The following is a 13,670-nucleotide window of genomic DNA, read 5'->3' on the forward strand; positions in this document are numbered from 1 at the left end:
CCTGGACAATGGACACATGGAGATTCTCTGGTTCCTGCTCGCGCTGGGGATGCTGTTCGGCGTCCTCGGCCCCTTCCTGCTGCGCCGCCGGGCCGGGGGGATCCGTCAGGTCGCGCCCGGCACCCCGGACGCGGCGGACCCGGACGCGTACGGGTTCGCGCGCCAGGAGGAGCTGGACGTACGGCTCCCGGGCACGGACGACGACCTCCTGCACGTGCTCGACGTCGTCCAGGCGACCCAGGACTGGCGGGCCGCCTCGCGGCTGCTCGCCGAGACCCCCAAGGAGGGCGAGGTCCGCTGGCAGCGCGTCCAGGCCTTCGCGGGCGCCGCCTCCCTGGAGCTCCAGGAGCGGCCGGGCGTCGGCGGGGCGTGGCTGCGGGCCTGGCGGGCGGACGCCCCCAAGGACGCGGGCGGCGCGGCCGTGCACGCCGAGTTCCTGGTGCAGCAGGCGTGGCGGTCCTCGACGGCGGGCACGGACGACTTCCGGATCATCCTGGAGGAGGCCCGGAAGGTCTCCGAGGAGGCCGCGCTGCTCGCGCCGGGCGACCCCGTCCCGTACATCACCCAGCTCGCGGTGGCCCGTGGCCTGGGCTACGGGCACGAGCAGTTCGACCAGGTGTGGGCGAAGGTCATCGACCGGGCGCCGCAGCACATGGGGGCGCATCTGGCGGCCCTGCACTACTGGTGTGCGAAGTGGCACGGTTCGCGCGAGGAGGCCGACCACTTCGCGACGACGGCCGCCGCGCGCGCCCCCCGGGGCTCGCTGCTCGCGGCGCTGCCGCTGTTCGCGGTGCACGAGCACGTGCCGGACATGGTGCTCGTGCGGGACTTCTTCCGTACGGCGGTGGTGTCGAAGGCGATGGACGGCGCGCTGTACGCGGTGCACTCGGCGCGCCCCGACGACCCGATGCTGGCGCACGTGCGGCACCTGCTCGTCTTCTTCCTGGTGCGCGGGGAGCGCTGGGCGGAGGCCATGCACCAGCTGGTGCGGGTGGACGGGCACGTGGGCGCGGTGCCGTGGACGCTGAGCGCGGACCCGGCGGCGGAGTACACGGTCTACCGGAACCTGGCGGTGGCGGGCTACGAGGCGAACGGCGGCACTCCGGCGACGCTGCCGCGCTGAGCCGGGGCCGGGAGGGGGCCGGGCCGGGGCGGCGGGACGGGAGCGGCGGGCCAGGGCCGGGAGGGGAATCCCTCCCGGCCCTTCCTTGTTGTACGACTGCCGACCGTCGAGGAGAGATGCAGCATGTTCCTGTCCCGCACCCCCGTCCTCCCCACCCCCGAGCAGGCACTGCGCGGCCGCGCGGAGCCGGAGTTCACCGTGCCCGAGCGGCACACCGTCCTCGGCAACCCGCTGGTCGGCCCGTACCCGGCCGGCCTGGAGGTCGCCGACTTCGCGCTCGGCTGCTTCTGGGGCGCCGAGCGCAAGTTCTGGCAGACCGATGGCGTCTGGACGACGCTGGTGGGCTACCAGGGCGGCCACACGCCGAACCCGGCGTACGAGGAGGTCTGCTCGGGCCTGACCGGGCACACCGAGGTCGTCCGGGTCGTCTTCGACCCGTCGAAGGTCTCGTACGAGAGCCTCCTGAAGCTGTTCTGGGAGTCCCACGACCCGACGCAGGGCTTCCGCCAGGGCAATGACGTGGGCACCCAGTACCGCTCTGCCGTCTACACCCACACCCCGGCCCAGGCGGCGACCGCCGAGGCCTCCCGCGCGGCCTACCAGAAGGTCCTGACGGGCTCCGGCTACGGCACCATCAGCACGGAGATCCTCCCGGCCACCGACCGCCCGTTCTACCCGGCGGAAGGACACCACCAGCAGTACCTCGACAAGAACCCGGCGGGCTACTGCGGCATCGGCGGGACGGGCGTGTCGTGCCCGATCGGGGTGGCCCCGGCCGGAGGCTGACGGCCTCGTGCGGTGCGTACGCGCGGGCTTCGGCGGCTTCCGGCCGGAGCCGCGCTCAGGCCGTGCCGTCCGCTGACGCGGCCCGCAGGGCGGCGGCCGTGGCCGCCGGGTCGTAGCCCCCGGGGACCCCGTCGATGAGCAGGACGTCACCCTTCATGTGCCGGGTGCGCAGGGGTATCAGCGCCTGGTACGGCTCGGAGTCGTACCAGGCGCGGGCGTTCTCGTACGTCGGGAAGGCGATGATCACACAGGCGCCCGGCCAGCTCCCCTCGGGGACCTCGCGGGCGGGCGCGCCGTGGACCAGGAAGTGTCCGCCGAAGGGGTCCAGGGTGCTCTGGATCCGCTCCATGTAGACGAGGACCTCTTCGTCCAGGACGGGCTTCGGGTGCAGGTTTCCGATGGCGTATGCGGTCATGGGGACAGCGTGCCCGAGCGGGCCTCCGGCGTCGATTACCCCGGAGGTCATACCCGGCCGTCCCCGATCCCGGGCGCACCCGGCCGGGCGGCGCCCCTCACCATCGGGGTCAAATCGTCGACGCGTCGATCACGAAGCGGTAGCGGACGTCGCTCGCTATGACCCGCTCGTACGCCTCGTTGATCCGGTCCGCGTCGATCACCTCGATCTCCGCGCCCAGGCCGTGCTCGGCGCAGAAGTCCAGCATCTCCTGGGTCTCCGCGATGCCGCCGATCATCGAGCCCGCCAGCGTCTTGCGGCCGCCGATCAGAGAGAACAGGCTGATCTTGACCGGCTCCTCGGGGGCGCCCACGTTCACCAGGGCGCCGTCCGTCCGCACCAGGCCCAGATAGGCGTCGAAGTCCAGCGGCGCGGAGACCGTGGAGATCACCAGGTCGAAGGTGTCCGCCAGGTCCGTGAAGGTCTTGGGGTCGCTGGTCGCGCGGAAGTCGTCGGCACCCAGCTTCAGGCCGTCCTCCCGCTTGCGGAGCGACTGGCTGAGGACGGTCACCTCGGCGCCGAGCGCACGGGCGATCTTGACGCCCATGTGGCCGAGGCCGCCGAGCCCGACGATGGCGACCTTCTTGCCGGGGCCCGCCTTCCAGTGGGCGAGCGGCGAGTAGAGGGTGATGCCCGCGCAGAGCAGCGGCGCGGCCTCGGCCAGGCCGATGCCCTCGGGGACGCGCAGGGTGTAGTTCTCGTCGACGACGATGTGGCTGGAGTAGCCGCCGTAGGTCGGCTCGCCGTTCCTGTCGAGGGAGTTGTACGTGCCCGTCCCGCCCTGGACGCAGTACTGCTCCAGGCCCTGGCGGCAGTACGCGCACTCCCGGCAGGAGTCGACGAAACAGCCGACGCCGACCCGGTCGCCGACCCGGAAACGGGTGACGCCGGGGCCGGTCTCCGTGACGATCCCGGCGATCTCGTGGCCGGGGACCATCGGGAAGATGCCCTCGCCCCAGCCGTCGCGGGCCTGGTGGATGTCGGAGTGGCAGATGCCGGCGTACTTGATCTCGATGAGGACGTCGTGCGCGCCGACGGCCCGGCGCGGCACGGTGGTGCGCTCCAGGGGGGCGTGGGCGGCGGGTGCGGCGTACGCGGCGACGGTGGTCGCGTTCGTGGTCATGCCGGTCAGCGTGCCGCAGGCGCGGGCGGGTACCCAGCCCCCTGTCCTGCCTACGACCGCCGTGCCTACCACTGGCAGGGACAGGAACGGACGTCCGTCCACGGGGACGGCCTGGGATAATCGGGAGGCATGGATCTCAGTGCCGAACTCAGCGAATTCCTGCGCTCGCGCCGGGCCCGGCTGAAGCCGGAGGACGTGGGGCTGCCGGAGTTCGGGCGGCACCGGCGGGTGCCGGGGCTGCGCCGGGAGGAGCTGGCGCAGCTGGCGGGCGTCTCCGTCGCGTACTACACCCGGCTGGAACAGGGCAACGGCCGCAATGTGTCCATGGAGGTCCTGGACGCCATCGCGCGGGCGCTGCGGCTGAGCGACACGGAGCGGGCGCATCTGACGCATCTGGCGAAGCCGACGGCGAAGAAGCGGCAGCACCGGGCGGCCATCGCCCGCCCCCAGCAGGTGCGGCCGGGGCTGCGGCACCTGCTGGACTCGATGGAGGGCGTCCCGGCGCTCGTCGGGGGACGGCGGCTCGACGTGCTGGCCTGGAACCGGATGGCGCGGGCGCTGCTCGGTGACTTCGCGGCGATGGAGCCCGCGGAGCGCAATGTGGCCCGGATGGTCTTCCTCGGGGTGGGCGCGCGCGATCTGTACGTGGACTGGGAGTGCAAGGCGACCGAGGTGGTGAGCATGCTGCGGCTGTACGCGGGCTGCTACCCGGACGATCCGGCGCTCCTGGCGCTGGTCGGCGAACTGTCGGTGCGCAGCGAGGAGTTCCGTTCCCTGTGGGCGGCGCACACCGTGGCGGACAAGGGGCACGGGACGAAGCGGCTGCGGCATCCGCTGGTGGGCGAGATGACGCTGTCGTACGAGAGCCTGAAGGTGGCGGGCGCGGACCCGGACCTGGTGCTCGTGACGTACCACGCGGAGCCGGGCAGCCCGTCGGCGGACGCGCTGCGGCTGCTCGCGCAGTGGGGCGTGGACGAGCCGGTGGACGTACGGGAGTAGGGCCGGACGGGGCCTCGCGGGGGCGGAGGGGCCGCAGGGGCGGACCCACACGTGGAAGCCGGGGACGTACGGGGGCCGGGGCCGGGGCCGGACGCCGAAGCCGGGGACGTACGGGAAGCGGGGTCGGCGGGCCCTGGGACGTACGGGAAAGCCGGGTCGGCGGGCCGTGGGACGGGAACGGCCCCCTCCCGGTGCGGGAGGGGGCCGTTCGCGGGCGGCGCGTGGAGGATCAGGCCTCCGAGCCGGCCTTCCAGTCCGACCAGTTCATGTTCCAGCCGTTGAGGCCGTTGTCGGGGGCGATCGTCTTGTCCTTGGAGTTCTTGACGATCACGACGTCACCGACGATCGAGTTGTCGAAGAACCAGGCGCCCTGCTGGTTGGGGTCGTTGGCGCCCTTGGCGTCGGCGAGGCCCACGCAGCCGTGGCTGGTGTTGGCGCTGCCGAAGATCGAGCGGGCGCCCCAGTAGTTGCCGTGGATGAAGGTGCCGGACGTGGACAGGCGCATGGCGTGCGGCACGTCCTTGATGTCGTACTCGCCCTTGCCGTCGGAGTCGGTGAAGCCGACGGTGGCGCCGTTCATCCGGGTCTCCTTGAACTTCTCGGAGATCACCATCTGACCGTTGTACGTGGTGTTCTCCGGGGAGCCCGCGGAGATCGGGATGGTCTTGACCGTCTTGCCGTCCTGCTTGACGGTCATCGTCTTGGTGGCGACGTCGACGGTCGAGACCTGGTTGCGGCCGATCTTGAAGGTGACCGTCTTCTGCTGGACGCCGAAGACGCCGGGGGCGCCCTCGACCCCGTCCAGGGCGAGCTTCAGGGTGACGGTCGAGCCCTCGGCCCAGTAGTCGTCGGGCCGGAAGTCGATGCGCTGGGAGTTGAACCAGTGCCCGACGACCTCCTGGCCGGAGGAGGAGGAGACGGTGATGCCGCCCTGGACGGACTTCTTGTCCTTGATCGCCTTGTTGAAGTTGATCGAGACGGGCATCCCGACGCCGACCGTCGAACCGTCCTCGGGCGTGAAGTTGCCGATGAAGCTGTTCGCCTTGGAGACGGTGGTGAACGAGGAGTTCTCGTGGGCCTCCAGGCCCGCCGCGTCGACGGCGGTCGCCGCGATCTTGTAGACCGTGGCCCGCTCCAGCTGGCCGGACGGCTTCCAGCTCAGTCCGTCGGCCGCTATCTCGCCCTTGACGGCCCCGCCCTCCGCGGAGGTCATGGTGACCTCGGTGAGCTTGCCCCCGGCGACCGCGACCTTGGCGTCGTTGTTGATCGAGGCGTTCTGGGCGCCGTTCTTCGGCGAGATGGTGATCTGGGCCTTGGACGCCTTCTGCGCCGCCGCCTCGTCGACCTGGGCCTGCGACTCCGGCGTCGCGGAGCCGGAGGCGCCCGCGCCCTTGTCCCCGTCGCTACATGCCGAGAGCACCAGCACGCCGCTGAGCACCGCGGCCGCGGCGGCCAGACCCCTGCGGCGCTTGCCGTCCGTCATCACACGCTTCTCCATCGTCGCCGGTTCCCTAGCCAACATCTTCCAAGAACCCCATGACACCCCGTCCGGTTCCGGGAGGGGTGCGTTTGTGGGGAACACCACTGACCGACACGCGCGGGCGGGCCGTCCGGTTCCACGGGGCCCACGGGTCCCCGGCCCCGCTCGCACGACGGGCCCCGGGACGCCGTCCCGGGGCCCGTGAACAGGGCGGATGCCCGTCCTACGACCGGTCGTCGTCGTCTTCCTCGGCCCCATCCTCCTCGCCGAGGTCCCACTCCAGCGCATCGGGGTCGTACTCGATCTCCTCACTGCTCCAGGAGGCCTGGACCATCTCGATCCCGGGGACGTCCCGGATCAGGTCGAAGGGCTCGACGAGGTAGGCGAGGGCCTCGGCCCCGTCCTCCCGGGCGGCGGCCCTGGCCTGCGTCCTCTCCTCCTCGGGCATGAACTCGTCGCCGTCGATCCGGGCCTCGGCGGCCTCGGTCAGTTCGGCCGGACCGTCGATCTCCAGGACCACATCGACGCGAAGACGGACATAGCGTGGTGACTCAGAAGTGCTCATGGGTCGGAGCGTAGGCGCCCGGGGGGCCTCGGGTTTCCCGCGACCCGCTGTGTTCATTAGCATCGACACACCGACCAATTCGCGGTTTCCGCAAGGGGGATCGAAATTTCCGTGTCCGTCGCCCGCCGCCCACTGCTGACCGCGACCGCCGCGGGGGCGTTGCTGTGTGCCCTGTGGTTCGTACCGTCCGCGAACGCCAACGACGAGGGGGGCGGCGCGCGGACCGGGATCGTCCAGGAGGACCCGGGACCCGACGGGTTCGCGGAGAGCGGCCCCTGGGGCACCGTCCCGTATCTGCTCGGCGGAACGGCGTTCCTGGGCGTCGGCGCGGCGTCCGTGACGCTCGCGATGCGCCGCAGGGGCCGCGCTTCCTGACGCGCCGACGTACGAGGGGGCCCCGCACCGGATCCACCGGCGCGGGGCCCCCTCGTACGTCGGGCGCGGGTCAGGCCAGCGGGCCGGTGACCGGCTCCACGGCGGCGAGCAGCGCGCCCTCCCGTACGAAGGTGTCGGCGGCGGCCAGGTCGGGCGCGAGGAAGCGGTCCGGGCCGGGGCCCTCGACTCCGGCGGCGCGCAGGGCGGCGATGGCCGCCCGGGTGGCGGGGGCGGGGGCCAGGCCCCTGCGGAGTTCCACGCCCCGGGTGGCCGCGTACAGCTCGACCGCGATGATCCGGTTCAGGTTGCCGATCGCGGTGCGCAGCTTGCGGGCGGCGGACCAGCCCATGGAGACGTGGTCCTCCTGCATGGCGGAGGACGGGATGGAGTCGGCGGAGGCCGGGACGGCGAGCCGCTTCATCTCGCTGACCAGGGCGGCCTGCGTGTACTGGGCGATCATCAGGCCCGAGTCGACTCCGGCGTCGTCGGCGAGGAAGGGCGGCAGGCCGTGCGAGCGGTTCTTGTCGAGGAGCCGGTCGGTGCGGCGCTCGGCGATGGAGCCGAGGTCGGCGGCGGCGATGGCGAGGAAGTCGAGGACGTACGCGACGGGGGCGCCGTGGAAGTTGCCGTTGGAGCGGACCTGGCCGTCGGGCAGGACGACGGGGTTGTCGACGGCGGCGGCGAGTTCGCGCTCGGCGACGAGCCGGGCGTGGGCCAGGGTGTCGCGGCCCGCTCCGGCGACCTGCGGGGCGCAGCGCACCGAGTAGGCGTCCTGGACGCGGGGGGCTTCGCCCGCCTGGGCGTGGCCGGTGAGCTCGGAGCCCTTGAGGACGGCGAGCATGTTGGCGGCGGAGGCGGCCTGGCCGGGGTGCGGGCGGATGGCGTGCAGTTCGGGTTCGAGGACCTTCTCGGTGCCGAGGAGGGCTTCGAGGGAGAAGGCGGCGGTGATGTCGGCCGACTTGTAGAGGACGTCGAGGTCGGCGAGGGCCATGACCAGCATGCCGAGCATGCCGTCGGTGCCGTTGAGGAGGGCGAGGCCCTCCTTCTCCTTGAGTTCCACGGGGGTGATGCCGTGGGCGGCGAGCAGTTCGCCGGCGGGGCGGACCGTGCCGTCGGGGCCCTCGGCGTCGCCCTCGCCCATCAGCGCGAGGGCGCAGTGGGAGAGCGGGGCGAGGTCGCCGGAGCAGCCGAGGGAGCCGTACTCGTGGACCACGGGGGTGATCCCGGCGTTGAGGACGTCGGCCATGGTCTGCGCGACCTCGGGGCGCACGCCGGTGCGGCCGGAGGCGACGGTCTTCAGCCGCAGGAACATCAGGGCGCGCACGACCTCGCGCTCGACGTGGGGGCCCATGCCCGCGGCGTGCGAGCGGACGATGTTCCGCTGGAGCTGGGCGCGGAGTTCCTGGCCGATGTGCCGGGTGGCGAGCGCGCCGAAGCCGGTGGAGACGCCGTAGACGGGCTCGGGCTTGGCCGCGAGCGCGTCGACGACGGCGCGGGAGGCGGCGAGGGCCGCCACCGCCTCGGCCGACAGCTCGACGCGGGCACCGTGGCGGGCGACGTCGACGACGTCCTGCGGGGTCGTGCCGGACGTGCCGAGGACCACGACTGTCTGCATATCCATATTCAGCACCCTACGGATTGAAGACCAACCTGTCACTAGGTGACCGCGTCACCGTCCGGGGGCATGTCGACCCCTTACCGCGAGGGACGTGCGCACGGGAGCGGGGTCGGTCCGGACGGGCGGACGGGGGCGGGCGGGGTCGTGCGGGGTCGTGCGGACGGGACCGGGCGGGGTTGGTCCGGACGGGAGGGCGGACGAGGCCAGTGCGGCTCCGGGTCGCGGCCCTCGGGCCGGGGCCGGGTGGCCCGGCGCGGTCGCGGGTCGTCCGGGGTGACCTTCGGACGGCCCGGGGTGGTCCGGGGTGGTCGGGGCGGTCCGGGGCGGGCCCCGGCCCCCTCACCCCGGCGGGACGTACGACCGGCGCCGATGCGCGGGCCGTCTCCGCCCGGTCCGCCGTCACACGCCACCACGCGCCCCCGGATGCGGACCTGGGTCCGGACGCGGTTCCGGACGCGGTTCCGGACTTGCGTGCGGACTCGGATGCGCGTCCGGGCCCGGTTCCGGATGCCGTTCCGGACCCTGTTCCGGATGCGCGTGCGCGTGCGCGCCGGGGTTCGCGGGCGGGTCCGGGTCCGCGCGCTGGTGCGGGTCCGCGTGCGGGTCGGGGCGGCGCACGCCCTCGTACGGCTCCGCACCCGGCGAGCCCTCGACCGAAGGCCCCCGCGCCCCGCCGCCCCGCTCCGGCGACGACGAGGACTGAGACGGCGACGGCGACAGCGGCAGCGGCAGCGGCGACGGCGACCGGGACGGCGGAGGCACCGGCGGCCCGCCCCGCTCCTGCGACGGCTCCGGCGACGGCACCGGCGCCGCGTCCCTGAAGCGGCGGCGGTCCCGGGTGCTCGGAGGGGCGTCCGCGAGGCGGACCACCGTGCCGTCGCGGCCCGCCACGACCGGTTTCGCCGAGCGGGCCGCCTTCGCCTGGTACTGGGCCGCGTCCGCGAGGCGGAAGAGGCGGCGGGCGGACCTGAGGGGGCCGATGGGGTCGCCGGTGGAGGCGACCCCGCAGGCCACGCCCTCGCCGAGTTCCAGTTCCGCCGCCCGTACGCACAGCTCCTCCGCGACCGCGACGACCTCGTCCGCCGTCGGGCCGACCGTCAGCAGACAGAACTCGTCGCCCCCGAGCCGGGCCGCGAGGGCGCCGGGGAGCATGGCCCCGCAGCGCGAGAGGACCGAGCCGAAGCGCTCCAGGAGCCGGTCGCCGACGGCGTGACCATGGGTGTCGTTGACCCGCTTCAGACCGTTGAGGTCGCAGACCACCAGGCTGACGACGGAGCCGTCCGCCCGGCAGCGCTCGACGGCCTCGTCGAGGCGGGTGTCGACGGCCCTCCGGTTGGCGAGCCCGGTCAGCGGGTCGGTGAAGGCCAGCTTGCGGACCTCCTCCAGCCGCTCCGCCTGCGAGATCCCGGCCGCGACGACCGCCGCGAGCACGGTGGCGAAATCCGCGTCCGCCCGGGTGAAAGGTTTCTCCCCCGGCGGCCTGGCCACGTACAGCTCGCCCCAGGCGCGCCCGTGCAGCACGATCGGGGCGACCACGCAGCAGCCCCGGCCCCGGCGCCGCAGACCGGCCACCCGGCCCGTCGCCACCGGCCCCCCGGCCGTCTCCACCCAGGCGTCCGGCTCGCCGCCGCCCGCCCACCGCTCGTGCAGGAACTCGGTGATCTCGGGGAACCGGTGCACCGGATACGTCTCCGACTCGGGGAACTCCTCCTCCCCCTCGGCCCGTTCCCCGGCGTTCACCAGGACCCTGAGGCGCCCGTGGTCCCGCTCCCAGACGGACAGGGCGGCGAAACTGCCGTCGAGTCCCTCGCAGGAGCCGAGCGCCGCCGCCCGCCAGATCTCGCGCGAGGTGCGCGCCGCCGCCATCCCCTGCGCCAGCGCCACCACGGCCCTCAGCCGTCCGTCCTCACCCATTCCTCCAGCTTAGGGAGGTTTGATCTCTTTTCCCTACCGAGACGTCACCGTAAGTGATGTTCGATGCGATTCGATACGGACAGTGACGGTCACTCGCCCGGCCAGTTCGGCTTCCGCTTCTCGTTGAAGGCCGCCACGCCCTCGGCGCGGTCGCCCGAGAAGGCCGTCGCGCGCCAGGCCGCGTCCTCGACTTCGAGCCCCGCCCGCAGGTCCAGGCCCTGCCCGAGCCGCATCGCCTTCTTCGCGTTGCGCAGCCCGACCGGCGAGTTGACCGCGATCCGCCCGGCCAGCTCCAGGGCGCCGGTCCGCGCGTCCTGCGCGAGCAGGTCCACGAGCCCCAGGCCGTGGGCCTCCTCCGCCGCCACCCGGCGGGCCGTGAACACCAGCTCGGCGGCGCGCGCCGCACCCACCCGGCGCGGCAGCAGCTGCGTACCGCCGCCGCCGGGGATGACGCCGACGGAGACCTCGGGGAGACCGACCACGGCGGTCGCGTCGGCCACGATCACATCGCAGGCGAGCGCCAGCTCGAAGCCGCCGCCGAGGGCGAAGCCGTGCACGGCGGCCACCGTCGGCATGGGCAGCTCCAGGACGCCGGTGTAGGCGGCGCGGGCGGTGGGCCGCTGGCGGACCAGCTCGGCGTCGGTGAAGGAGTTGCGTTCCTTGAGGTCGGCGCCGACGCAGAAGGCCCGGTCGTTCGACGAGGTCAGCACGGTGACGCGGACGGAGCCGTCGGCGGCGAGCGCCGCGCAGGCCGCCCCGAGGGAGCGGGCCATCTCGGAGGAGACCGCGTTCATCGCCTTGGGCCGGTCCAGGACCAGTTCGGCGACGTGCCCGTCCCCGTCCTTCCGGACCACCACGAACTCACCGAAGCGCTGCTCGGACATGACCGCACACCCTCCCGACCGGAGCCCGCCCGTTAACGGCTGTTAACAGGCGTTCGGGAAGATCCTAGGTCGGGCGGCGGGTCAGGAGCCAGGGTTCGACGACCCCGAGGCCGCGCACCGGGCGCTGCCACATCGGCTGGAGCGCGAAGCGGTAGGCGGCGGCCCTGCGGCCCTCCTTCCCGGCCCGTACGGCGTCCTCGGCGGCGGCGGTCTCCGAGACGGGCGCCTCCCCGGTCCTGGACAGCTCCTCCGCGAGCGCGCCGTCCACCAGGACGGCGTCCTTGGGCGCTATCGAGGTGAGGCGGCTGGCCAGGTTCACGGTGGTGCCGAAGACGTCGCCCATCCGGGTCGTCACGGTGCCGAAGGCGATGCCGACGCGGAGCGCGGGCATCGTCTCGTCGTGGCCGAGGGTCTCGATCAGGCGCAGCGCGATCTCGGCGGCGGTCCCGGCGTCGTCGGCGCAGAAGAGCACCTCGTCGCCGAGGGTCTTGATGAGCCGTCCGCCGTGCGCGGCGACCAGGTCGGCGCAGGTGGTCTCGAAGGCCTCGACCAGCTCGCCCAGCTCCTCCTCCTCCAGGCGGCGGGTGAGCCGGGTGAAGCCGACGAGGTCCGCGAAGCCGACCGCGAGCCGCCGGTCGACCATCTCCTCGTCGTCGGCGGCCTGCACGACCCGGCCGGTGGCGGCGGCGAGCTGGCGCCGCCAGACGTAGATGAGGAACTCCTCCAGCTCGGGCAGGAGCAGCTCGACCAGCGGATACGTGACCTCGGTGCGGGTCATGCCGGGCTCGGGCGGTTCGGTGAGCCCTTCGAGGAAGGAGTCGATCTGCCACTCGGCGAGCCGGGCGGTGGTCTGTCCGGTGGAGCGGGCGACCTGGACGGCCATCGGCTCGCTGAGCAGTCCGGCCTCGACGAGACCGGCGAGCCGCCGCAGGGCGAGGACGTCGGCCTCGGTGAGGGCCTTGGCCTGGCCGATGTCGGCGAAGCCCATGGCCCGCCAGAAGCGGGAGGCCAGCTCCATGGAGACACCGGCGGTGCGGGCGGCCTGGAAGGGGGTGTAGCGGCGGTCCGCGCCGAGGATGAGCTGTTCGAGGCGGATGGCGAGGGGGTCGTCCGTCGGCTCGGCCGTGTGGTCGACCTCGTGGTGGGGGGTCGGGTACGTGGGTGGCTGTGCCCCGCCGCCCGCGTTCGCGTCGTCGACGGTCACCGGCCGCCTCCTGCCCGTTCCCTGCCCACTTGTCCTGCCGATCTGTCGCCTGGATCGCGCTCCACGATACGACAGGTGTGGAATGGCTCACGCCCGAACCGCGAGCCGCGCCGTCCCGCGCCGGGGGTCCAGGCCGTCCGTGGCCCGTACACGTACCCCCGGCGCCGCCCGGTCGTTCCTCCCGGACACCGCTCGGTCCGGCCGGTGGCGTCCGGGAGGGACGGCCCGGGGCGTGTTCCGGAAGGAGCGGCGTCCGCACGGTCGCCGGGAAGGCGGGACGTTCGAGACCCGCCCTACGCGGGGGTGCGCAGATGGACAATGTCCCCGGCGCCCACGGCCTCGGTGCCGCCGCCCTCGGTGGCCACCACGAGGCGTCCGTCGCCGTCCAGGGAGACGGCCTCGCCCTCCAGGGTCCGCTCGCCGGGCAGCTCGGCCCTGACCCGGCGGCCGAGGGTCGCGCAGCCCGTGGTGTAGGCGGCCTGGAGACCGGAGGCGGCGGGGTCGCCGTCGGCGCGCTCCCACGTCCCGTACCACTCGTCGAGGGAGCGCAGGACGGCCCGCAGGAGGGTGTCGCGGTCGGTGGAGACGGCTCCGGCGAGGAGGAGGGAGCCGGCCGTGGGGACGGGCAGTTCGTCGGCGCGGAGGGAGACGTTGACGCCGAAGCCGACGACGACGGCGTCGTCGCCCGCGCGTTCGGCGAGGATGCCGCCCGCCTTGCGTTCGGCGCCGTCGACGGAGACCAGCAGGTCGTTGGGCCACTTGAGGGAGGTGTCGACCCCGGCGGACCGGGCGAGCCCGGTGGCGACGGCCACGCCGGTGAGGAGCGGGAGCCAGCCCCAGCGCTCGACGGGGGCCCGGGGCCTGAGCAGGACGGAGACGAAGAGCCCGGAGCGGGCGGGGGCGGTCCAGCGCCGGTCGAGGCGTCCGCGCCCGGAGGTCTGCTCCTCGGCGACGAGGACGGCGCCCTCGGGGAGTTCCCCGGCGCGGGCGGCCAGGTCGCTGTTGGTCGACCCGGTGGCGGTGACCACGTCGAGCGAGGTCCACAGCCCGTCGGGCCGGACGAGGGCACGGCGCAGGGCGGGCGCGTTGAGCGGGGGCCGGTCGAGGTCGGACCAGCGGCCGCCGGAGCCTTGGGGGGTCGTCAT

At 73.6% G+C, this 13,670-nt stretch carries 12 protein-coding genes and 1 pseudogene; 4 read left to right on the forward strand and 9 right to left on the reverse strand.

Translation table 11 applies throughout. From position 1 onward, the window contains the following. Nucleotides 1-16 precede the first annotated feature (16 nt). Nucleotides 17-1,123, forward strand: coding sequence for a hypothetical protein (locus ACIRQY_RS04805; RefSeq protein WP_403922495.1), 1,107 nt, complete (start codon nt 17-19; stop codon nt 1,121-1,123). Between the two features lie 123 nt (nt 1,124-1,246). Then, complete coding sequence (gene msrA, locus ACIRQY_RS04810) at nt 1,247-1,909, forward strand: peptide-methionine (S)-S-oxide reductase MsrA (RefSeq protein WP_351791396.1); 663 nt, start codon at nt 1,247-1,249, stop codon at nt 1,907-1,909. Nucleotides 1,910-1,964: 55 nt separating this feature from the next. Here the strand turns inward: msrA and ACIRQY_RS04815 are convergent, their stop codons facing one another. Both ACIRQY_RS04815 and ACIRQY_RS04820 read right to left on the reverse strand, forming a co-directional pair. Beyond that, nucleotides 1,965-2,324 carry a DUF1330 domain-containing protein gene (locus tag ACIRQY_RS04815; protein ID WP_351791398.1) on the reverse strand — a complete coding sequence of 120 codons (360 nt, stop codon included), beginning with the start codon at nt 2,322-2,324 and terminating at the stop codon, nt 1,965-1,967. 109 nt (nt 2,325-2,433) lie between these two features. Next, nucleotides 2,434-3,486, reverse strand: coding sequence for an NAD(P)-dependent alcohol dehydrogenase (locus ACIRQY_RS04820; protein ID WP_403922496.1), 1,053 nt, complete (start codon nt 3,484-3,486; stop codon nt 2,434-2,436). Between the two features lie 129 nt (nt 3,487-3,615). Between ACIRQY_RS04820 and ACIRQY_RS04825 the strand changes: the two genes are divergently transcribed. Then, complete coding sequence (locus ACIRQY_RS04825) at nt 3,616-4,485, forward strand: helix-turn-helix domain-containing protein (RefSeq protein WP_403922497.1); 870 nt, start codon at nt 3,616-3,618, stop codon at nt 4,483-4,485. Nucleotides 4,486-4,714: 229 nt separating this feature from the next. On the opposite strand, the gene ACIRQY_RS04830 is transcribed toward ACIRQY_RS04825, so the two are convergent. After that, nucleotides 4,715-5,983, reverse strand: coding sequence for an Ig-like domain-containing protein (locus ACIRQY_RS04830; protein WP_403922498.1), 1,269 nt, complete (start codon nt 5,981-5,983; stop codon nt 4,715-4,717). A 205-nt stretch (nt 5,984-6,188) separates the two neighbouring features. Continuing rightward, nucleotides 6,189-6,530 (reverse strand): hypothetical protein, encoded by a 342-nt coding sequence (locus ACIRQY_RS04835; protein WP_403922499.1) that lies wholly within the window; start codon nt 6,528-6,530, stop codon nt 6,189-6,191. 111 nt (nt 6,531-6,641) lie between these two features. On the opposite strand from ACIRQY_RS04835, the gene ACIRQY_RS04840 reads away from it, so the two are divergent. After that, nucleotides 6,642-6,905: a hypothetical protein gene (locus tag ACIRQY_RS04840; RefSeq protein ID WP_351791410.1), complete on the forward strand. Its 264-nt coding sequence runs from the start codon at nt 6,642-6,644 to the stop codon at nt 6,903-6,905. 70 nt (nt 6,906-6,975) lie between these two features. Here ACIRQY_RS04840 and hutH read toward each other — a convergent pair whose 3' ends face one another. The 5 genes and pseudogenes from hutH to ACIRQY_RS04865 all read right to left on the reverse strand — a co-directional run bounded on the left by hutH (nt 6,976) and on the right by ACIRQY_RS04865 (nt 13,670). Then, nucleotides 6,976-8,520, reverse strand: coding sequence for a histidine ammonia-lyase (hutH, locus tag ACIRQY_RS04845; RefSeq protein WP_351791444.1), 1,545 nt, complete (start codon nt 8,518-8,520; stop codon nt 6,976-6,978). 807 nt (nt 8,521-9,327) lie between these two features. After that, nucleotides 9,328-10,437 (reverse strand): annotated as a pseudogene (locus tag ACIRQY_RS04850) (diguanylate cyclase domain-containing protein); the annotation flags it as partial. An 89-nt stretch (nt 10,438-10,526) separates the two neighbouring features. After that, nucleotides 10,527-11,321, reverse strand: a complete 795-nt coding sequence (locus tag ACIRQY_RS04855) for an enoyl-CoA hydratase/isomerase family protein (RefSeq protein ID WP_403922500.1) — start codon at nt 11,319-11,321, stop codon at nt 10,527-10,529. A gap of 64 nt (nt 11,322-11,385) precedes the next feature. Further along, the gene (locus ACIRQY_RS04860; RefSeq protein ID WP_351791415.1) at nt 11,386-12,525 is read right to left on the reverse strand and encodes an adenylate/guanylate cyclase domain-containing protein; all 1,140 of its coding nucleotides are present in this window, start codon (nt 12,523-12,525) and stop codon (nt 11,386-11,388) included. Between the two features lie 293 nt (nt 12,526-12,818). Next, a complete protein-coding gene (locus ACIRQY_RS04865) occupies nt 12,819-13,670 on the reverse strand; it encodes a biotin--[acetyl-CoA-carboxylase] ligase (RefSeq protein ID WP_403922501.1) in 852 nt (283 codons plus the stop codon).

The sequence above is a fragment of the Streptomyces sp. NPDC101490 genome (genome assembly GCF_044767145.1).
Classification (GTDB): domain Bacteria; phylum Actinomycetota; class Actinomycetes; order Streptomycetales; family Streptomycetaceae; genus Streptomyces.